Annotated in this window: 16 protein-coding genes; 12 read left to right on the top strand and 4 right to left on the bottom strand. The window is 34.4% G+C overall.

Going from position 1 to position 21,363, the window contains the following annotated elements; all coding sequences use genetic code 11:
• The first annotated feature begins 111 nt into the window (after positions 1–111).
• The 5 genes from AC3E9W_RS10530 to uvrB all read left to right on the top strand — a co-directional run bounded on the left by AC3E9W_RS10530 (position 112) and on the right by uvrB (position 5,730).
• Entirely contained in the window at positions 112–774 is a 663-nt protein-coding gene (locus AC3E9W_RS10530; protein WP_488768307.1) for a thiamine diphosphokinase, read from the top strand.
• Between the two features lie 251 nt (positions 775–1,025).
• On the top strand, positions 1,026–2,102 hold the full coding sequence (gene rlmF, locus AC3E9W_RS10535) for a 23S rRNA (adenine(1618)-N(6))-methyltransferase RlmF (protein ID WP_488768414.1): 1,077 nt from the start codon (positions 1,026–1,028) through the stop codon (positions 2,100–2,102).
• Positions 2,103–2,209: 107 nt separating this feature from the next.
• The gene (locus AC3E9W_RS10540) at positions 2,210–2,440 is read left to right on the top strand and encodes a uroporphyrinogen decarboxylase (protein WP_488768308.1); all 231 of its coding nucleotides are present in this window, start codon (positions 2,210–2,212) and stop codon (positions 2,438–2,440) included.
• Positions 2,441–2,530: 90 nt separating this feature from the next.
• Positions 2,531–3,481: an alpha/beta fold hydrolase gene (locus AC3E9W_RS10545; protein WP_488768309.1), complete on the top strand. Its 951-nt coding sequence runs from the start codon at positions 2,531–2,533 to the stop codon at positions 3,479–3,481.
• Positions 3,482–3,738: 257 nt separating this feature from the next.
• Positions 3,739–5,730 (top strand): excinuclease ABC subunit UvrB, encoded by a 1,992-nt coding sequence (gene uvrB / locus AC3E9W_RS10550; protein WP_306158735.1) that lies wholly within the window; start codon positions 3,739–3,741, stop codon positions 5,728–5,730.
• Here uvrB and AC3E9W_RS10555 read toward each other — a convergent pair.
• Positions 5,727–6,128, bottom strand: coding sequence for a TerB family tellurite resistance protein (locus AC3E9W_RS10555; protein ID WP_306158737.1), 402 nt, complete (start codon positions 6,126–6,128; stop codon positions 5,727–5,729). The two genes, uvrB and AC3E9W_RS10555, sit on opposite strands and share 4 nt — an antisense overlap.
• Positions 6,129–6,185: 57 nt before the next feature.
• On the opposite strand from AC3E9W_RS10555, the gene AC3E9W_RS10560 reads away from it, so the two are divergent.
• From AC3E9W_RS10560 to AC3E9W_RS10575, 4 genes are all read left to right on the top strand, one after another.
• Positions 6,186–6,983, top strand: a complete 798-nt coding sequence (locus AC3E9W_RS10560) for an alpha/beta hydrolase (RefSeq protein ID WP_488768310.1) — start codon at positions 6,186–6,188, stop codon at positions 6,981–6,983.
• Between the two features lie 24 nt (positions 6,984–7,007).
• Positions 7,008–8,018 (top strand): dipeptide epimerase, encoded by a 1,011-nt coding sequence (locus tag AC3E9W_RS10565; RefSeq protein ID WP_488768311.1) that lies wholly within the window; start codon positions 7,008–7,010, stop codon positions 8,016–8,018.
• Between the two features lies 1 nt (position 8,019).
• Positions 8,020–9,039: an aminotransferase class I/II-fold pyridoxal phosphate-dependent enzyme gene (locus AC3E9W_RS10570; RefSeq protein ID WP_488768312.1), complete on the top strand. Its 1,020-nt coding sequence runs from the start codon at positions 8,020–8,022 to the stop codon at positions 9,037–9,039.
• A 121-nt stretch (positions 9,040–9,160) separates the two neighbouring features.
• Positions 9,161–9,628: a DUF1456 family protein gene (locus tag AC3E9W_RS10575; protein ID WP_488768313.1), complete on the top strand. Its 468-nt coding sequence runs from the start codon at positions 9,161–9,163 to the stop codon at positions 9,626–9,628.
• Positions 9,629–9,865: 237 nt separating this feature from the next.
• Here the strand turns inward: AC3E9W_RS10575 and AC3E9W_RS10580 are convergent, their stop codons facing one another.
• Positions 9,866–10,573, bottom strand: coding sequence for a LytR/AlgR family response regulator transcription factor (locus tag AC3E9W_RS10580; protein ID WP_488768314.1), 708 nt, complete (start codon positions 10,571–10,573; stop codon positions 9,866–9,868).
• Positions 10,574–10,576: 3 nt separating this feature from the next.
• Positions 10,577–11,617, bottom strand: a complete 1,041-nt coding sequence (locus AC3E9W_RS10585) for a sensor histidine kinase (protein WP_488768315.1) — start codon at positions 11,615–11,617, stop codon at positions 10,577–10,579.
• Positions 11,618–11,837: 220 nt separating this feature from the next.
• On the opposite strand from AC3E9W_RS10585, the gene AC3E9W_RS10590 reads away from it, so the two are divergent.
• Positions 11,838–12,635, top strand: coding sequence for a DUF5694 domain-containing protein (locus AC3E9W_RS10590; RefSeq protein ID WP_488768316.1), 798 nt, complete (start codon positions 11,838–11,840; stop codon positions 12,633–12,635).
• 432 nt (positions 12,636–13,067) lie between these two features.
• On the opposite strand, the gene sucC is transcribed toward AC3E9W_RS10590, so the two are convergent.
• The gene (gene sucC / locus AC3E9W_RS10595; RefSeq protein WP_306158749.1) at positions 13,068–14,261 is read right to left on the bottom strand and encodes an ADP-forming succinate--CoA ligase subunit beta; all 1,194 of its coding nucleotides are present in this window, start codon (positions 14,259–14,261) and stop codon (positions 13,068–13,070) included.
• Between the two features lie 415 nt (positions 14,262–14,676).
• Here sucC and gltB point away from each other — a divergent pair, with 415 nt between their 5' ends.
• Positions 14,677–19,194 (top strand): glutamate synthase large subunit, encoded by a 4,518-nt coding sequence (gene gltB / locus AC3E9W_RS10600; protein WP_488768317.1) that lies wholly within the window; start codon positions 14,677–14,679, stop codon positions 19,192–19,194.
• 122 nt (positions 19,195–19,316) lie between these two features.
• Complete coding sequence (locus AC3E9W_RS10605) at positions 19,317–20,771, top strand: glutamate synthase subunit beta (RefSeq protein WP_306158926.1); 1,455 nt, start codon at positions 19,317–19,319, stop codon at positions 20,769–20,771.
• Positions 20,772–21,363 lie beyond the last annotated feature (592 nt).

Genomic DNA, 21,363 nt, shown 5'->3' on the forward strand with positions numbered 1-21,363 from the left:
AGATTGTAGATTGTAGATTTTAGATTTTAGATTCTTGATTGCTTTACATTATCTAATTATCTAATTTCCCAATTATCTCATTAACTTTGCACTTCATTCAAAAAAACGTACATGTCATCACATCATATAGTCCGCGACGATCAAGAACCCGCTTTAATAATTGCAAACGGCGCCGCCTGCGATCCTGAATTATTAGGACAGTTGTTAGAATGGTCTCCGTTGGTTGTGGTTTTAGATTCGGCTATAGAAAGAGTGATTGAATTAGGCATCAAAGTCGATGTTTTGTTGGGAGATTTTGACCGTGGTTTCGATCCAGAAATTTACAAAACTTCTCAATTTCCGATAGAAATTGTCCATACTCCCGATCAAGACAAAACCGATTTAGAAAAGGCTTTTGATTATTTAATCGAAAGAAAAATTCCAGCCGTAAATGTAGTTTGGGCAACCGGAAGACGCGCCGACCATACGATTACCAATCTTACCAATATTGTGAGATATCGAAATTTGCTTAAAATCGTCATTTTAGACGATCATTCTAAAATATTCCTTCTGCCAACAAAATTTGAGAAATGGTATACCGCAAATACGCCAATTTCTCTTATTCCGATTGGCGTTGTAAACGGAATTTCGTCTACCAATTTAAAATACCAATTAAACAACGATACGCTCACTATGGGCTACAGAACCGGAAGCAGTAATTCTGTCGAAAAAGATGGAATTGTTTCTATTACTCATTCAGACGGAGATTTGCTTTTAATGGAGTGTTTTGATTAAAAAAGAGCCATCCGCTCGAATAATTTTGTAGCCTCGGATTTTAATCCGAAGTATAATGATATACATCCACAATTTTGAGAACCAGAGGTTCGGCACATATCTTCAAGAATAAATCAATCCTATGGAACTCATCTGAATATCATCAATCAAATTCAACGGATTAAAATCCGTTGCTACAAAATATAGACCATTCCTACGGAATTCTAATTCCAAAAATGGAATACCTATCTTTGCAATCGAAATCAAACAAAATGAAAGCAAACGACAATTTAGAAAAAAGCAATTTACATCCAAGAAATCTTCATCGTTCCCGTTATGATTTTGAGCTTCTTATTTCAAATTGTCCTGAGTTAAAAGAATATGTTTCAATCAACAAATACCAAATTGAAACAATTGATTTTAGCGATCCAAAAGCAGTAAAAGTCCTAAATAAAGCTTTACTCAAAACTTATTATAATATTGGCTTTTGGAATATTCCTTTGCATTATCTCTGCCCTCCTATTCCCGGCCGTGCAGACTATATTCACTACATCGCCGATTTATTAGCAGAAACAAACAATGGCGTAATTCCGAATAACGCTACCGTTTTAGGTCTAGATATCGGAACAGGTGTAAATATGATCTATCCGATATTAGGAAACTCAATATACAATTGGAGCTTTGTTGCTACCGATATAGATAAAAAAGCAATCGAAAATTGCGGTAAAATTATTGAAGCAAATCCGCATCTTATAGATTCTATAAGTTTACAGCAACAAACAGAACCTCGATTCATCTTCAAAAATATTATAATTCCAGAAGACCGATTTTCTTTTACCATGTGTAATCCGCCCTTCCATGCCTCTGCAGAAGAAGCAGCTAAAGGTTCTTTAAGAAAAATCAAAAACCTTAATCCGAAAGACAAAAAAATAAATGCTCCCGTTTTAAATTTTGGAGGACAAAGCAACGAATTATGGTGCAATGGTGGTGAAATCGCTTTTATAACGCAAATGATTTATGAAAGTGCACATTACAAATCGCAATGTCTCTGGTTTACAACTTTGGTATCAAAAAAAGAAAATCTTCCCGCTATTTATAAAACCTTGAAGAAAGTAAATGCTGTTTCTGTTAAAACAATTGAGATGGCACAAGGGCAAAAAAATAGTCGCATTGTCGCTTGGAGTTTTTTGAATGATTCTCAACGAAATTCTTGGAAATTAACCACTAAAAAATCTTCTTTAGAAGAATATAATAGCGATTTAGCAAAAGCTGAAGAAGACATTCAAAATGGAAATTTTCTTACTCACAATCAAATGAAAAAAGAAATTGAAAATTGGAAAAAGAAATAAATTAAAAAGCACTTCCATTAATTTTAAAAACCTGATTTCCAAACCTAAACCTTGATTTTATAATTTCCTTTTGTTACATTTATTGTAAACATTTTAAAATCAAGATTATGGCAGAATATATTGGTTATCTCGCGTCTGTTTTTATTGTTGGCGGTTTCTTGCTTAAAAACCTTAGAGCAATTCGGTTCATTAATATGTTTGGCTGTATCTGCTTTGTCATTTATGGCATTTTTCTAAATGATTATCGAGATTTCAATCAATGGCTTTGGCCAGTTATTATTCCTAATGCTATTTTGGCTTTTGTGCAGATCTATTATCTCTCTTCGAAAAAGGAATAGACCTTAAAATTTTGATAGTTTAAACTAAAATTATATGACACCTTAAATCTTCATCTGAAGTAATTTTAGGTATAAATCTAATTCACTATCATGCTTAAATCTGCTCTAAAAATTGCGGTTTTATTTTTATTTGTCAGTTGTTCTTCGACACAAAAATTTAGCGATTACAGCTTTAAAACCAAAAAAGACAAAGAATCTTATAGAAAGGCTTACAATAATGCGCTTAAACTTTGGGATGTTCCCTACACCGAAGAAGATGTAAAAACTGATTTAGGAACTGCTCATGTTGTTATTGCAGGCCCTAAAAACGGGAAAAAACTGGTTTTACTTCACGGAATGGATGCCAGCTCGACAATGTGGTATCCTAACATTAAAGCTTTAGCCAAAAATCATCGCGTTTATGCTATCGATTTTTTAATGGAACCCAATAAATCCGTTTATACAAGAAACTCCATTTTTACTGGAATCTCTCCTTCTGCTAACGAAATCGTGAAATGGTACAACGAAATTTTCGACCATTATCAATTGAAGAAATTTGATATTGTTGCCGCTTCCCGCGGAGGCTGGGTTGCCACTTTGTTAGCCACTCAAAAAGGAAATTCGATAAATAGAATTGTTTTATTGAGTCCCGCGCAGACTTTTAAATTTATTGATAAAATTGGAAAAACAAGTTCGGCTTTGATGCTAAAACTTTTTCCGAGTGAAAAGAAATTCGGAAAAACCTTAACCACATTTTCAACACATCCCGAAAAAATAAGTCCGCTTTACAAAAGGCAATTTTATTTAGCAAATAAATATGCCAAATCAAATTCGAGTATGCTGAAAATGATGCCTTTTTCCGAGAAAGAATTAGAATCCATCCAAAATCCCGTTTTGATTTTAATTGGCGATCATGATGTTATTAATGGCGAAGAAAGCATCGAAAGAGCAAAGAAATATTTAGTCAACAGCGAAACCAGAGTCATAAAAGATGCTGGACATTTTCTTTCTATAGATCAATCAAAAATAGTAAACGACGCTATGGTTGACTTTTTGAAATAATGTTTTTTTTTAGCCACGAATTCTCGAATTTTTATTTGCCACAGATTAAAAGGATTAAAAAGATTTTTTAATTGAATTTTAGAGAAAAGAAATCCTTTTAATCTGGGAAATCTGTGGCTAAACATTATTCAGCATTAAATAAAAAATTAGCGTAATTCGTGAAATTGCTTCGCCTATTCGCTATCGCTCGGGTCGTGGCTAAAAGTAAAACCAATTAATCTTCGTATATTTACAATCCAAATTTTCAGCCCACGCAAATGAAATTTCAAGTTTCCTCAGAATATAGTCCAAAAGGAGATCAGCCACAAGCCATACAAAAACTGGCACAAGGAGTGATCGACGGAGATAAATATCAAACTTTATTAGGAGTTACAGGTTCCGGAAAAACGTTTACCGTTGCCAATGTAATTCAGGAAGTACAAAGACCTACTTTGGTTTTGGCTCACAACAAAACTTTGGCGGCGCAATTGTATTCAGAGTTCAAACAATTCTTTCCAAATAATGCTGTTGAATATTTCGTTTCTTACTACGACTACTATCAGCCAGAAGCTTTTATGCCTGTAACGGGAGTTTTCATTGAAAAAGATTTATCTATCAATGAGGAATTGGAGAAAATGCGTTTGAGCACTACTTCTTCCCTCCTTTCAGGGCGACGTGATGTTTTGGTTGTAGCATCCGTTTCTTGTTTATACGGTATCGGAAATCCAGTTGAATTTCAGAAAAACGTAATCGAAATCAAAAGAGATCAGGTTATTTCGAGAACCAAATTATTGCATAGTTTGGTTCAGAGTTTATATGCCAGAACAGAAGCCGATTTTAATCCCGGAACTTTCAGGATAAAAGGAGATACGGTCGAAGTCTATCCGAGTTATGCTGATGATGCTTACAGAATCCATTTTTTTGGAGATGAAATCGAAGAAATCGAAGCGTTTGACGCCAAAACTTCTCAAGTAATAGAAAAATTTCAGCGTTTAACAATCTATCCGGCAAACATGTTTGTGACTTCGCCAGAAGTTTTACAAGGTGCCATTTGGCAAATTCAGCAGGATTTGGTCAAACAAGTAGATTATTTTAAAGAAATTGGAAAACATCTTGAAGCGAAACGTCTGGAAGAAAGAACCAATTTCGATCTTGAAATGATTCGAGAATTAGGATATTGCTCAGGAATCGAAAACTACTCAAGATATCTTGACGGCCGTGAAGCAGGAACAAGACCTTTCTGCTTATTAGATTATTTTCCAAGTGATTTTTTAATGGTTGTAGATGAAAGTCACGTAACGGTTTCGCAGGTTCACGCCATGTACGGAGGTGACCGAAGCAGAAAAGAAAACTTGGTTGAATACGGTTTCCGTTTGCCTGCCGCAATGGACAACCGCCCGTTGAAATTTGAGGAATTTGAAGCATTGCAAAATCAGGTGATTTATGTTTCTGCAACTCCAGCCGATTATGAATTGCAAAAATCGGATGGTATTTATGTCGAACAGATTATTCGTCCAACTGGACTATTAGATCCTGTGATTGAAGTCCGTCCGAGTTTGAACCAGATTGATGATTTGATTGAAGAAATTCAAGTTAGATGCGAGTTAGACGAAAGAGTTTTGGTTACGACTTTAACCAAAAGAATGGCAGAAGAATTGGCCAAATATTTAACTAAAGTAAGCATTCGATGCCGTTATATACACTCTGAAGTCGACACCTTAGAACGTATCGAAATCATGCAGGATTTGCGAAAAGGACTTTTTGATGTTTTGATTGGTGTAAACTTACTTCGTGAAGGTTTAGATTTACCCGAAGTTTCTCTTGTTGCTATTCTAGATGCTGACAAAGAAGGTTTTTTGCGTAACCGAAAATCGCTGACACAAACTATTGGTCGTGCAGCTCGAAATGTAAACGGTAAAGCGATTATGTATGCAGATAAAATTACAGAAAGCATGCAGAGAACAATCGACGAAACCAATTACAGAAGAACGAAACAGATGAATTATAATGTGGAAAATAATATTGTTCCGCAGCCTTTAAATAAGAAAATCGAAAGTGCTTTCACCAAAAATCCTTTGGTAGAGTACGAATTAGGACATCCAATTCCTGTGGCAGCAGAGCCAGAAACAGCTTATCTGTCTAAATCAGAATTGGAGAAAATGATTCGCGAAAAGCGCAAAACTATGGAAAAAGCAGCAAAAGAACTGGATTTCTTGCAAGCTGCCAAACTTCGTGATGAAATTAAAAAACTACAGGAACAGCTTGCTTAATTATGCTGTTCCTGAAAAATCTCCAGCAATGTAATTGGATTAATCATTGTATTTGGCGCTTTTTTCATCATTTCCAAAACACGTTTTACCGCCGAAAGGTTTAATCCCATTTCTAAAGCAATCTGCTGAATGGCATTAAATTCTCTTTCGTGCAAAATGCCGTCTATATGCATTAATAAAGCTAATCGGTAAAACTGATTGATACGCTGCATTTCTGATTTTATTGGAATTGTTTCGGTTTCCTGATGAAACAAATCTTGAAATTCTGCTTCGCTTATACTTAACTCTAAAGCTACAAGTCTTAAAAAATCAAGCTCACGTTTGTGCAAATGACCATCAACTGTAGCGAACATAATCATTTCTAAAAGTAAACTTCTTTTTTCTGCTTCTGTATTCATCAATTTATTATTTTTAGCTAAAATATTGCTTTTAAATAAAAATACAAAACACGGATAATGAAGAGGATTTTCTTAGCGGTTTTACTTCTGTTTACTCTTATTGGAAAAGCGCAAAGCACGGCTTCAAAAAATGTTTCTACTTTTACAATTGAAGCGCCTCAGCTCCATACTTCAAAAAAAATCTGGATTTATCTTCCTGAAAATTATTCAAAAGATCTCAAGAAAAAATACAGCGTCATTTACATGCACGATGCACAGAATCTTTTTGACGCCAAAACTTCTTTTGTTGGCGAATGGAATATTGACGAAAAATTAGACAGCTTAAAAGCTCCTGTAATTGTTGTGGGAATCGAACATGGAAACGAAAAACGTATCGATGAACTTACTCCTTTTAAAAACGAAAAATACGGCGGAGGAAATGCCGATAATTATTTAGATTTTATCGTAAAAACTTTAAAACCGCATATTGACCAAAATTACAGAACCAAGACAAAAGCTAAAAATACTATTATTTTCGGAAGTTCGCTTGGCGGATTGGTTTCGTTTTATGGCGCTTTAAAATATCCTGATGTTTTTGGTAAAGCGGGCGTTTTTTCTCCTTCTTTTTGGTTTTCGAATGATATTTACGCTTTCGCGGAAAAACAATCCAAAATAAAGACTAAAATCTATTTTTTATGTGGAGACAAAGAAAGTGATGATATGGTAAACGATTTAACTAAAATGAAACGTTTATTAGATACCAAACGCTGCTACTGTCTTCATTTGGATAAAACGAAAATTGTAAAAGGCGGAGAACATAATGAAAAACTGTGGCGCGATCATTTTGCTGAAGCGCTACTTTGGCTAGGCTACTAATTAAAAAATAAAAAATACCCCAAAATGAAACTTATTTTACGAGAATATAATCTCAAACTAAAGCACACTTTCACTATTTCTAGAGAATCTATTGATGTACAGCCTTCTCTAATTGTAGAATTCCAAAGCGATGGTTTTTCTGGTTTTGGAGAAGCCACTTCTAACCCATATTATCATATTACGGTTCCGATGATGATTCAGGATTTAGAAAAAATTAGGTCAATTATTGAAAGCACCGAAAATGAAACTCCAGAAGTTTTTTGGGCAAAAATGCATCCGTATTTAAAAGACGATATGTTTGCATTATGCGCTTTAGATTTGGCTTATAATGATTTGTATGCTCGCAAAAAAGGCAAAAAATTATACGAGTTATGGAATTACAAAACCGATCATAATCCGCTGACTGATTATACGATCGGAATTGATTCTATAGAAAAAATGGTTTTTAAAATGAAAGAACTGCCTTGGCCGATTTACAAAATTAAATTGGGCACAAAGGAAGATATTGCAATCGTAAAAGAACTTAGAAAACACACAAACGCCATTTTCAGAATTGACGCCAACTGCGGATGGACGGTTGATGAAACGATAAACAATGCTGTTGAATTAAAAAAACTGGGAGTCGAATTTCTAGAACAGCCTATGAAAGCTGATAATTGGGAAGCCCACAAGGAAGTATTCAAACATTCTGTACTTCCTGTTATTGCAGACGAAAGCTGTATTATTGAAGAAGATGTAGCAAAATGTTTCAATCATTTTCATGGTGTAAATGTAAAATTGGTAAAATGCGGCGGACTTACTCCTGGAAAACGCATGATCGAAGAAGCTAAAAAATTAGGTTTAAAAACTATGGTGGGCTGTATGACCGAATCTACCGTTGGAATTTCTGCGATTGCGCATTTGCTTCCTCAATTGGATTATGTTGATATGGATGGCGCTTTGCTTTTGGCTGAAGATATTGCAACGGGAGTTACGATAAAAGATGGTGTTATAAGTTATTCAGATTTAAACGGAACGGGCGTTACATTACTTTAAAATGACAGTCGAAAAATTTCCAGATCGAATCATTGAAATTGACCAAAAACAGTTTTTGTATTTTGGAGGAACTGCCTATTTAGGACTTCCAACTCATTCTGCTTTTCAAGATTTAGTCGTTCAGAACATTTTAAAATGGGGAACCACTTACGGAAGCTCCAGAACTGCTAATGTAAAACTTAGCGCTTATACTGCGGGCGAAAAATTCTTGGCTCAACATATTGGTTCTGAAGATGCTGTTACGGTTTCTTCTGGAATGCTGGCTGGAAAATTGGTTTTAGAAAAATTAAAAGGCCAAACCGATTGTTTCTTTCATTTAAATGAAATTCATTCGGCTATCCAGACTGAAAACAGTCTTCCTGTATTTGTAAATGGAAAACTAAATGAGCGTTTATTAGATTCGAAATTTGAAAAAATAACGATTCTGACCGATGGCGTACCTTCGTTTCAAACCAAACCTGTTGATTTATCTTTATTAAAAGAAATTTCAAATCAAAAGGAAATTACGCTGGTTATGGACGAATCCCATTCGTTAGGAATTATCGGAGAAAATGGTTCTGGAATTTATTCGTCAATTAATTTTCCAATAAAAAGAAAAATACTCGTTTCGTCTCTAGGAAAAGCTTTCGGATTAACGGGCGGAGTAATTGCTTCAGATGCTAAATTTATTCAAGAAATAAAAGAAATCGAAACTTTTACAAGCGCCGCGGGAATGAACCCTGCTTTTGTACAGACACTTTCAGATGCTTCAGAAATTTATAAAAAACAGCACCAAAAACTGCTTGATAATTTAAATTATATCAATTCGATTTTAGTACAAAATGATAATGTTAAGTTTGACAAGAGCTATCCGCTAATTTATTTGTTATCGAAAGAATTAGTTCATAAATTAAAAGAAGAAAACATCATTATTGCCAGTTTTAGATATACCAAAGAAGCCGAACCATTAAATCGCATTGTAATAACCGCAAATCACTTAAAAGAAGATTTAGATAAACTGATTAGCGTTTTAGATAATTAGAACTGTTACCACAAATTACACATATTTTCGCAAATTCTATTTTCTCTAAAAATGGGAAATTTGTGCAAATTTGTGGAATTTGTGGCAAAAAAATAAAACGTACCTTTGTAAAAAATAAACGATGACAAATAACGATATACTTAAAAAACTTCGCGTTGCTTTGATGCTCCGTGATGACCAAATAGTTGAAATTTTAGAATTAGTAGATTTTAGAATTTCTAAATCAGAATTGGGTGCTTTTTTTAGAGCCGAAGACCATCCAAATTACATGGAATGTGGCGATCAGGTTTTGAGAAACTTCCTAAACGGATTGGTAATTCATTTGAGAGGAACGAAAGAAAATCCGAAAAATCCAACAGATGTTTTAGCGAAGCATAAAGCTGAAATTCCGAAGAAAGAAAATACTGCTGAGAGAAAGGAATTTAAACCTGCTATTAAAGATTCTGAAAGAGCAAGAGGCGATCAAAGTCCATCAAAATCAGGATCATCAGCTGGAAAACCTAAAAAGAAATCATTCCCAAAAGGAAACGGAAAACCAGTGGTTGTAGAAAAAGTGGTTTTCAAAAACGGCAATAAGAAAAAATCTTAACTGGTGATTTAACAGCAATCGCGCTAAGATATTTTTTAGCCACAGATTAAAAGATTAACACAGATTTTTAAATCCTTCTAATCTTTTTAATCTGTGGCTATATTTTTTTACACAGAATTTATTGTAGAGATGCACTGCAGTGCATCTTACGTAACGTAACCACATCGCTAAACTTTGCGTAGACACACTGCAATGCGTCTCTACGATATACATTCCGTTTTAATCTTTCGGTAAAAACTATATTTTATTCTCTTCGATCTTATCAAAAAAAGCATCTTTAAAAGTTGCTCCAATAGGCAGTTCTTTTCCATTTACGAAAACAGAAAAGTTATCTGTTGATTCTATATGCTGCAACGAAACTACATACGATTTATGTATTTGAATAAAATCAGTTGACGGAAGCGATTCAATTACATTTTTTAATGACGAATGCGTTATAATTTGTTGTTTTGAAGTATGAATGCAAACATAATTCTGCAGACTTTCTACATACAAAATATCAGATAAAAATACTTTTTGAAATTTATTCTTTCCGTCGGTTTTTATAAAAATAAAATCTGGAGAATTTGGAGCAATTACAGTTTCTGATTTTGGTTCAGAATTCAATTTAGAAACAGCTTGGTAAAAACGCTCAAATGAAATCGGTTTTAATAAATAATCAACAGCATTTAATTCAAATCCTTCCAAAGCAAAATCAGGATAAGCAGTTGTGAAAATCACTTTTATATTTTTTGAAATGATTTTAGAAAGCTGTAAACCTGTCAATTGCGGCATTTGAATATCCAGAAAAATAACATCTACAGATTTTGAATTTAGAAATTCTAATGCTTTTAGCGAATCATTAAAAACGCCCTCTTTTTCGAGAAAATTTACTTTCCCGATATAGTTTTCTAATATTCGAGTTGCTGGCGGTTCGTCGTCGACAATTATGCATTTAAAAGCCATAAATTACTTCTTTAGCGGTATTTTTAAGTAAGTTTTAAAGGTATTATTTTCTTCTGTTTTTTCAAGAATAAATTGGTCTTTATACGTGTATTCTAATCTTTTGGTCAAATTATCAAAACCAATTCCAGTTGAAGAATAATTTTCTCCTTCGTTAAAATAATTAAAAGTTGTAATCTCCAAAAAATCTTCTTTTATCCGAATTGAAATACTAGCCTTTTCTTCTTCTTTATTGAATTTTCCATGTTTGAAAACATTCTCCACAAAATGAATTAAAGCCGAAGAAAGAATCTTTTCATTTGAATAGTCACCTTCAACTGAAAAATCTAAAAACAGCTGATCTTCAAATCTTTTCTTTTGTAAATGAATATAGTTTTGAATAAACTGAATCTCTTTTGAAAGTATAGCTTCATCTTTATCTGTCTCAGTAATCACGTAACGAAGCAAGTCAGAAAGCACCAAAATATCATCAGCCATTTTATCGTCTTTCAAAATTAATTGACTATAAAAAGAATTCAAAGTATTAAACAAAAAATGCGGACTAACTTGCGCTTTTAGCATTTGAAATTCGGCTTTTTTATTCTCCAAAAGCAATTCCTGATTTTGATGTTGCGTCGTTTGATATTGCCAAAACAAAAAAGTCAATGCACTTAAAATTACAGCTGGCAATCCGAAGAAAAAATTATCTTTTATATAATATGTAATTTCTCTTGCTTCTTTGTAGTAGTTGTGCTCTCCAGTGATATTATACATCACTACTTCCTGTAAAAAATAACGAACAGCTGTAAAAAGCAATAATGAAACCGGAATACTAAGTAGGTAAAATAGTAATTTCTTCTTGTTTAAAAACCATTTACAAAAGAAATAAAAATTGAGAAGGTAAATACAAAACACAGCTAACATATACGTTACCGTTGTCCAATAATACATTCCGTTCATTACGATTTCTATTTTTCTGTCATTAAGTCCAATATCCCATAAAATATAGGTTAGAAGTAATAAAAAGAAAAAGACAATATGGTAATAAAAAGGAATTTTTGATTTCATAGCACTTGATAATTGATTCAAAAATACAATTATGGCTTTAATAGAAAATTATATTTATTTAAAAGGTATTTTTTTAGGGATGAACTATCAAAAACGATACACGAAATTATTACGCAATAAATTTTATGAGTTTATAAAATGAAATCGTAGGTTCATCAAAAACAAAAAATAGAGGTCAAAAGACACAATACATTTGCCCTAAATTTAAAAACAAAAAATCATGCAAAAAATCATTTTATTATTAGCTCTTATTACATTTAACATCGCTTCTTCTCAAACTAAGAAAAAGCAAATTTTATTGGTTGGGACTTTTCATTATGCCAATCCCGGTCTTGATGTGGCTCAAATAAATAGTTTCAATATCATGTCTGAAGAAAGTCAAAAGGAACTCGAAACAATGAGTGACAAAATCAAAAAATTTGGTCCGGATAAAATATTTGTCGAATGGGAATTTAAAAAACAAGCCGATTTAGACAAGTTTTACAATAAAAACACGGATAGTCTTTTAAAAACTAACAAAAGCGAAATAACTCAACTGGCGCTTCGTACGGCTAAAAAATTAAATCATAAAAAATTGTATGGGATGAATCTTTATACTCCTTTTCGATATGATAGTTTAATGATTGCAATGGAAAAAGCAAATCAAAAAGATTTAATAAAAAGAAATGATGAATCAACAAAAAATTTTGAAAAACAACATAACGAAAAAATCAAAAAAAGCACTTTACAAGAAATGATGTTATATTACAATACAAAAGAAGCCGAAAACGAAAATCTTCAGTGGTATTTGGAAGTTGCTAACAGAGCTGGAAATCCAGATGATTTTGCAGGACCATCTTTGGTTGCAAATTGGTACAAAAGAAATTTATATATGTATTCTTTAATTCAGAAATTAACTGAAAGTACTGATACTAAAATAATGGTTTTGGTCGGCGCTGGTCATGCTTCAATTATTAGAGAATTTATAATGCACGATCCTGCATTTGAAATTGTAGAATTGTCTACTGTTTTGAAATAGTGTTGCGAATAATTTAACCGCAAAGAGCACAAAGAATTACGCAAAGTCCACTAAGTTTTTTTACCAAGTATTTATGTTAATACAAAAGTACGCAAAGCTTTATCTATATAGCTTTGCGTACTTTGCGTTTAAAAAAATAATAAATACTAAATAATATATTTAACCCTATTGCTAGATAAATTATAAAATATTGTTCTGTCGAAATACACGGAGGACAATTATTTTTATCTAAACAAGGTTCGCAGAAGGGCTGTAAGTGCCAATAGAATAACAATAGAAACAAGTCCAAAATTAGTAATTTGAAAAACCAATTTCTGATTATCTTATTTATTTGAATCATCGTTATTATTCTTTTATAATCATTTAACCTATGAACAAAAAATCCTAAGCTTTCGCTTAGGATTTTCTATAGAATTGAATTTCTTATTTTAATTAAGAAAGAGCAGCTTTAACTTGGTCAGCAGCTTCTTGGAATTGAACAGCTGATAAGATCGGCATACCAGAATTATCGATTAATTCTTTTGCAATTTCAGCGTTTGTTCCTTGTAAACGTACAATGATTGGCACATTGATAGCGTCACCCATGTTTTTGTAAGCGTCAACAACACCTTGAGCAACACGGTCACAACGAACGATTCCACCGAAGATGTTAATTAAGATAGCTTTTACGTTTGGATCTTTCAAGATAATTCTGAAAGCTGTTTCAACACGCTTAGCATCTGCAGTTCCTCCTACGTCAAGGAAGTTAGCAGGCTCAAAACCAGCGTATTTAATTAAGTCCATAGTTGCCATAGCAAGACCAGCTCCGTTTACCATACATCCTACAGTACCGTCAAGGTCAACGTAGTTAAGACCAACTTCTTTAGCTTCAACTTCGATTGGATTCTCCTCACGGATATCTCTCATTTCAGCATACTTTGGTTGTCTGTATAAAGCGTTATCGTCGATATTTACTTTAGCATCAACTGCTAAGATTTTGTTGTCAGAAGTTTTAAGAACTGGGTTGATTTCGAACATAGAAGCATCAGAACCAATGTAAGCATTGTATAATGCATCGATGAATTTCACCATTTCTTTGAAAGCGTTTCCAGAAAGACCTAAGTTGAAAGCAACTCTTCTAGCTTGGAAACCTTGTAATCCTACAGAAGGATCAATTTCTTCAGTAAAGATTAAGTGTGGAGTGTGCTCAGCAACTTCTTCGATATCCATTCCACCTTCAGTAGAATACATAATCATGTTGCGTCCTGTACCTCTATTCAATAAAACAGAAACATAAAATTCAGAAGTTTCGCTTTCTCCAGGATAGTAAACATCTTCAGCAACTAATACTTTGTTTACTTTTTTACCTTCTGGCGGAGTTTGAGGCGTAATCAACTGCATTCCGATGATTTGTTCTGCTAACTCTTCTACTTGTTGTAAATTTTTAGCCAGCTTAACTCCACCACCTTTTCCACGACCACCTGCGTGAATTTGTGCTTTAATTACATGCCATCCTGTTCCAGTTTCGGCAGTTAATTGTTTTGCAGCAGCCACAGCTTCAACTGCATTATTAGCCACGATTCCGCGTTGCACGCGTACTCCGTAACTCGCTAAAATTTCTTTTCCTTGATATTCGTGTATGTTCATAATATAGAATTTGTCTGGTCCTGAATTTATTTCAGAATAAAAGTGCGACAAAAGTAACAAAATACAACTTAAAAGTAAAATCTTTTTTAAATTAATAACTAGTCCTTAATTGATTCTTGACCTATTTAAATCGAAAGAAAAAAAATCATTAAACAATTGTATCTAAAAAGTTAACACAAAAACGCTAAAACGTTTGAGATTTAACAAAAACTTCACTGATATCAATACCTAAGCGACGATTTTTCTTAATATATTTTAATCGCAATTATGATTTTGATAATTCGCAATGCTTAATCTGATAATTTTATCATTTAAGAACCCTTTTTCTAATATTCCTATAAAAATGAAAGCGAATAGATAAATTCACTACATTATGTTTAACGAAATCTTTATTTTTGTAAAAAAAATATCAAGAATGAGAGTTAAAGAACAAGGGCTTTATCTGCCTGAATTTGAACACGACAATTGTGGTGCAGGATTTATTTGTAATTTGAATGGTATTAAGTCAAATGATATTATTCACAAAGCATTAGACATCTTAATTAAATTGGAACATCGTGGTGCCGTAAGTTCTGATGGAAGAACTGGTGACGGAGCCGGAATTTTATTCGACATTCCTCATGATTTTTTTAAGAAAGTATGTGACTTTGAAATCCCAGAAGCGCGTGAGTATGCAGTAGGAATGGTTTTTTTACCAAAAAGCAAAAACCAAGTTTCTTTTTGTATTAATGCATTTGAGGCAACAATTAAAGATCAAAACTTAAAAGTTTTAGGTTGGAGAGATGTGCCAGTTGACGTTGAAAATTTAGGTGAAATCGCCGCAGAAAAAGAACCAACTGTTAAACAAGTTTTCGTTTCTAAAAACGGACAGGATTTAACAGAACAAGAATTTAATGCAAAACTTTTTGCAGCTAGAAAAATTGCAGAACATGCCGTAAGAGGATCTAAAACTTCTGAAAGCCACATGTTTTATTTTACTAGTTTATCGACAACTACTATAATATATAAAGGTCTATTGATGCCAGAAGACATCAGCCGTTATTATATAGATTTAAAAGATCCAGACTTGGTAACTCGTCTTGCACTTGTACACCAGCGTTTCTCAACAAATACTTTCCCGTCTTGGGACTTAGCTCAGCCGTTTAGATACATGTGTCATAATGGTGAGATTAACACACTTCGCGGAAACGTAAGCCGTATGCGTGCTCGTGAAGAGCTTATGCAAAGCAAAGTTTTTGGCGATGATATCAAAAAATTATTCCCAATTATCTTAGAAGGAAAATCAGATTCTGCTTCTATGGATATGGTGGTTGAACTTTTATTAATGACTGGCCGTTCTCTTCCAGAGGCAATGATGATGGTTGTTCCTGAAGCTTGGGAAAAACACCAAACTATGTCTGCTGAGAAAAGAGCTTTCTATGAGTACAATGCTTGCATCATGGAGCCTTGGGATGGTCCTGCTTCTATTCCGTTTACAGATGGAAATGTAATTGGAGCTTTACTAGACAGAAACGGGCTTCGTCCTTCTCGTTATACTTTAACGAAAAGCGGATTCGTAATTATGTCATCTGAAATTGGTGTATTAGACATTGATCCAGAAGATGTAATTCAGCACGGACGTTTGGAGCCAGGAAAAATGTTCTTAGTTGATATGAATGAAGGGCGTATCATCGAAGACGAAGAAGTGAAAAAAGCGATAGTTACAAAACGTCCTTACCAGCAATGGGTTGACGAAAACTTATTGCCACTTGCTAAAGTTCCTTACACCAACAACCCTACTCCTGTTGAAAAATTAGATTTCTTAACAAGACAGCGTTTGTTTGGTTATACAATTGAAGATTTAAAAACAATCATTAATCCAATGGGAAGCGACGGAGCTGAAGCAATCAGTTCTATGGGTAATGATACACCTTTGGCGGTTTTATCAGATCAGCCTCAGTTGTTGTACAATTACTTCAAACAATTGTTTGCTCAGGTTACTAACCCGCCGTTGGATGGTATTCGTGAAGAAATCATCACAGATATCAGTTTAGCAATTGGAGGAGATTTCAATATTTTCGAAATCGAATCTAAACAATGTAAAAAATTAAAAATCCAAAATCCAGTTATTTCTAATGAGGATTTGGATAAAATTAGAAATATCGATCACGCAGATTTCAAATCGGCTACTATTTCTACTTTATACAAAATAGAAAAAGGAGTTAATGGTTTGGAGCGTGCTCTTGAAAAATGCGTTCAAGCGACTTTTAAAGCGGTTGAAGACGGATGCAACATCATTATCTTATCAGATAGAGGTGTTAGCGAAGAATTAGCTCCAATTCCAATGTTATTGGCTTGTTCTTATATTCACCACTCTTTAAACATTTTACAAGTTCGTTCAAAATTCGGAATCATCATTGAATCTGCTGAACCACGCGAACCACATCATTTTGCTTTATTGTTCGGATATGGCGCAAGTGCAATCAACCCTTACATGGTAAATGAAATCATTCACGATCAAGTGGAAAAAGGTTTCATTACAAAAGTAAAAGCAGATTACGCCGTTGTAAACTACAACAAAGCGATTGCAAAAGGAATCGTAAAAATCATGAACAAAATCGGTATCTCTACGTTACATTCGTACAGAGCTGCCCAAATTTTCGAGATTTTAGGATTAAACAAAACATTTACATCTAAATATTTCCCTTACACTCCATCAAGAATTGAAGGAATCGGTTTAATGGAAGTAGAGAAAGAAGTGAAGAAACGTTTCCAAAAAGCTTTCCCAAATTCAAAAATTGCAAACTTGCTTTCTCTTGAAATTGGAGGTATTTACAGATGGAGACGTGGTGGTGAAAAACACATGTTTAACCCAACGACGATTTCTAAATTACAGCAGGCAGTTCGTTTAAACAGCCCAGAAAGCTATAAAGAATATGCAAATGCTGTAAACGAGCAGAGCTCAAACTTAATGACGATTAGAGGTTTATTTGAATTCAACAATTTAGATCCAATTTCTATTGATGAAGTAGAACCATGGACAGAAATCGTTAAGAAATTCAAAACCGGAGCAATGTCTTACGGTTCTATCAGCCAGGAAGCACACGAGAACTTAGCGATTGCAATGAACAGAATTGGTGGAAAAAGTAACTCTGGAGAAGGTGGAGAAGATCCAAGACGTTTCCAGAAAGAAATTAACGGTGATTCTAGAAACTCTGCAATCAAACAAGTTGCTTCTGGACGTTTCGGGGTTTCGATCAACTATTTGACAAACGCAAGAGAAATCCAAATCAAAATGGCTCAGGGAGCAAAACCTGGAGAAGGTGGACAGTTACCTGGAGAAAAAGTAGTGCCTTGGATTGCTGAAACGAGAAACTCTACGCCTTATGTAGGCTTGATTTCGCCTCCACCTCACCACGATATCTACTCTATTGAGGATTTATCTCAGTTGATTTACGATTTGAAAAATGCAAACCGTGAAGCTCGTATCAACGTAAAACTAGTTTCTGAAGTTGGAGTTGGAACAATTGCTGCCGGTGTTGCAAAAGCAAAAGCTGACGTTATCTTAATCTCTGGTTATGATGGAGGAACGGGTGCTGCACCATTAACTTCATTACAGCACACAGGTATTCCATGGGAACTTGGTTTAGCTGAAGCGCAACAAACTTTAATCTTGAACGACTTAAGAAGCCGTGTAGTTTTAGAGTGTGACGGACAGTTAAAAACAGGACGTGACGTTGCAATCGCAGCTTTACTTGGTGCTGAAGAATTCGGATTTGCTACTGCTCCGCTTGTAGCTTCTGGATGTATCATGATGAGAGCTTGTCACTTAAATACTTGTCCAGTTGGTATTGCAACTCAGGATCCAGAATTGAGAAAAAATTTCAAAGGAACTCCAGAGCACGTAATCAACTTCATGTATTTTATTGCTGAGGAGTTAAGAGAAATCATGGCTCAGTTAGGTTTCAGAACATTAAAAGAAATGGTTGGTCAGTCTCAAAAATTAAACGTAGACAAAGCTATCAAACATTATAAAGCAAATGGTTTAGACTTATCAACTATTCTATACAAACCGGAAAAAGCGAAACATGTGCCAATTCACAATACAACAACTCAAGATCATGCTCTTGAAAACGTATTGGATTTCGACATCATCAAAGAAGCAATTCCATCTATCTATAGAAAAGAGAAAACGAGAGTTACCTTCAAAATTAAAAATACAGACCGTTCTGTAGGTGCGATTTTGAGTAACGAAATCTCAAAAATTTATGGCGCACAAGGATTACCAGATGACACTATTTTAGTTGATTTTGAAGGTTCTGCCGGACAAAGTTTTGGTGCATTTGCAACAAACGGATTGTCATTTAAAATTCACGGAAACTGTAATGATTATTTAGGAAAAGGTCTTTCTGGAGGAAAACTAATTGTAAAAGTACCTCCTACTGCGACTTTCAGTCCTGAAGACAACATCATTATTGGAAACGTTGCCCTTTACGGAGCTATTACCGGAGAGGCTTATATTAATGGTATCGCAGGAGAGCGTTTCTGTGTGAGAAATTCTGGAGCAACAGCAGTTGTAGAAGGAATTGGAGATCACGGATGCGAGTACATGACAGGTGGTACAGTAGTAGTTTTAGGAAAAACAGGAAGAAACTTCGCAGCTGGTATGAGCGGTGGTGTGGCTTATGTTTACGATCCGAACAAGAAATTCGATTCAACAGTATGTAACATGGAAATGGTTGCATTTGATCCATTGGAAGAAGAGGACGTTACTAAACTAAGAAAACTGATCAAAAACCATTCATTGTACACGAGCAGTCCATTAGCAAAAAGAATTTTAGCAGACTGGGAAAATCAAACACAGCACTTCGTAAAAGTAATGCCGACAGATTACAAAAAAGCATTAAAACGAATTGCAGAAGAAAAACAAATAGAAGAATTAATAGCAGGTTAAATTTTAGATTTTAGAGTTCAGATTTTAGATTTCTTCACTATGTCTTCCTGAGCGGAGTCGAAGGATTTTGGAATTTGGAATTTTAAAAATTGGAATTTAAAATTGAAAATTATTTAAATGTCATGGGTAAAATAGGCGGATTTAAAGAATATAATAGAGCCGACGAAAGTAATTTAGCAGTTGCAGAACGTGTTGCCAACTACAACGAATTTACTATTCCGGTACCAAAAGATAAATTAAAAGAACAAGGATCAAGATGTATGGACTGTGGTATTCCTTTTTGCCACAGTGGATGTCCGTTAGGAAATTTAATTCCTGATTTCAACGACATGGTACATCAGGAAGAATGGCAGAGTGCATTAGAGATTTTACAGTCTACTAACAACTTCCCTGAATTTACAGGTCGTTTATGCCCTGCTCCATGTGAGAAATCATGTGTATTAGGAATCATCAAAGATCCGGTTTCTATCGAAAACATCGAAAAAAGCATCGTAGAAAGAGGTTTTGCTGAAGGATGGATTAAACCACAAGCACCAAAAACTAGAACTGGAAAAACAGTTGCGGTTATTGGTTCTGGACCTGCAGGTCTTGCAGCGGCTCAACAATTAAACAGAGCGGGTCACACCGTTACTGTTTTTGAAAGAGACAACGCAATTGGAGGTTTATTACGTTACGGAATTCCAAACTTCAAATTAGAAAAAGGAATTATTGACCGTCGTGTAGCTATTCTAGAAGCAGAAGGAATCACTTTCAAAACGAATGTAAATGTTGGAGTTAACTTCAGCGTTGAAGAATTAAACCAATTCGATTCTATCGTTTTATGCGGAGGAGCAACTGAAAGAAGAAGTCTTCCAACTAAAGGAATCGAAAGCAAAGGCGTTGTTCAAGCAATGGATTTCTTGACGCAACAGACTAAAGTTCTGTTCGGAGAATCTATTCCAGACCAAGTTAAAGCTACTGGTAAAGACGTAATCGTTATTGGTGGTGGAGATACTGGTTCTGACTGTATCGGAACTTCAAACAGACATGGAGCAAAATCGGTAACTAACTTTGAGATTTTACCAAAACCTCCAGTTGGAAGAAGCGAGTCAACTCCTTGGCCTTTCTGGCCGTTGCAGTTGAAAACTTCATCTTCTCACGAAGAAGGTTGTGACAGAAACTGGTTGATTAATACTAAAGAATTCATTTCTAACGAAAAAGGCGAATTAACTGGATTAAAAACAGTTGAAGTTGCTTGGAAAATGACCCCAGGAAACAGACCAGAACTAATCGAAAAAGAAGGTTCTGAGAAAATCTGGCCTTGTGACTTAGCGTTATTAGCTCTTGGATTTACAGGCCCTGAGAAAACGTTAAGCGAGCAATTAGGAATCGAAACTGATATGAGAAGCAATTACAAAGCTCATAACTATCAGACAAACGTTCCTCATATCTTCACAGCTGGAGATATGCGTCGTGGACAATCATTAATCGTGTGGGCTATTTCAGAAGGTCGCGAAGCAGCAAGAGAAGTAGATTTATTCCTTATGGGATCTACAAACTTGCCTACTAAAGGAAAAGGAGATTTACCAAGTTTGTAAATTAAAGCTACTAAGGTGCTGAGATTCTAAGCTTCTAAGTTTTTCTTTTAGCATCTTAAAAATCTTTATTCCGATAACAACATAACTACTACAACAAACCCTTGAATTTATATTCAGGGGTTTTGTTTTTTTTCCAAAGATTTTTTCCGCCACGACCCGAGCGATAGCGAACAGGCGAAGCAATTACACAGATTTCTGGTATTTTTTTTGAAAATCTTATTTCGAATGTATTTCAAACATAGCCCACGGTTTTAACCGTGGGTACACAATGCAAATCCTCAACGATGCGCAACAATACTTTTCCCACGGTTGAAACCGTGGGCTATGTTCTTTAAAAAATTACGAAAATCATTTTTTAAATAAAAAAACTGTGTTAATCTGTGTAATCTGTAGCATAATTTAATTTTCAACAGTATTTACAATTAGGAAAATTCGTGAATTCGTGGCTAAAAAACTTAGTAACTTTGTCCCTCTGTCACTTTGCAACTTATAAAGGTTACAAAATTCCAAAAACAGCAACTTTTTGTTCAAAATAAAACAATTTGTTATAATTTGTTATTTTTCTGCAAATTATTTGCTGATAGACAAAAGT

Source organism: Flavobacterium sp. 38 (assembly GCF_057799715.1).

Bases quoted from the DNA above. Each gene is read 5' to 3' on its own strand.
- AC3E9W_RS10555 (WP_306158737.1), bottom strand. From the start codon at position 6,128: ATGAATACAGAAGCAGAAAAAAGAAGTTTACTTTTAGAAATGATTATG.
- AC3E9W_RS10585 (WP_488768315.1), bottom strand. From the start codon at position 11,617: ATGAAATCAAAAATTCCTTTTTATTACCATATTGTCTTTTTCTTTTTA.
- AC3E9W_RS10565 (WP_488768311.1), top strand. From the start codon at position 7,008: ATGAAACTTATTTTACGAGAATATAATCTCAAACTAAAGCACACTTTC.
- sucC (WP_306158749.1), bottom strand. From the start codon at position 14,261: ATGAACATACACGAATATCAAGGAAAAGAAATTTTAGCGAGTTACGGA.
- AC3E9W_RS10575 (WP_488768313.1), top strand. From the start codon at position 9,161: ATGACAAATAACGATATACTTAAAAAACTTCGCGTTGCTTTGATGCTC.
- AC3E9W_RS10605 (WP_306158926.1), top strand. From the start codon at position 19,317: ATGGGTAAAATAGGCGGATTTAAAGAATATAATAGAGCCGACGAAAGT.
- AC3E9W_RS10530 (WP_488768307.1), top strand. From the start codon at position 112: ATGTCATCACATCATATAGTCCGCGACGATCAAGAACCCGCTTTAATA.
- rlmF (WP_488768414.1), top strand. From the start codon at position 1,026: ATGAAAGCAAACGACAATTTAGAAAAAAGCAATTTACATCCAAGAAAT.
- AC3E9W_RS10580 (WP_488768314.1), bottom strand. From the start codon at position 10,573: ATGGCTTTTAAATGCATAATTGTCGACGACGAACCGCCAGCAACTCGA.
- gltB (WP_488768317.1), top strand. From the start codon at position 14,677: ATGAGAGTTAAAGAACAAGGGCTTTATCTGCCTGAATTTGAACACGAC.
- AC3E9W_RS10570 (WP_488768312.1), top strand. From the start codon at position 8,020: ATGACAGTCGAAAAATTTCCAGATCGAATCATTGAAATTGACCAAAAA.
- AC3E9W_RS10540 (WP_488768308.1), top strand. From the start codon at position 2,210: ATGGCAGAATATATTGGTTATCTCGCGTCTGTTTTTATTGTTGGCGGT.
- AC3E9W_RS10560 (WP_488768310.1), top strand. From the start codon at position 6,186: ATGAAGAGGATTTTCTTAGCGGTTTTACTTCTGTTTACTCTTATTGGA.
- AC3E9W_RS10590 (WP_488768316.1), top strand. From the start codon at position 11,838: ATGCAAAAAATCATTTTATTATTAGCTCTTATTACATTTAACATCGCT.
- uvrB (WP_306158735.1), top strand. From the start codon at position 3,739: ATGAAATTTCAAGTTTCCTCAGAATATAGTCCAAAAGGAGATCAGCCA.
- AC3E9W_RS10545 (WP_488768309.1), top strand. From the start codon at position 2,531: ATGCTTAAATCTGCTCTAAAAATTGCGGTTTTATTTTTATTTGTCAGT.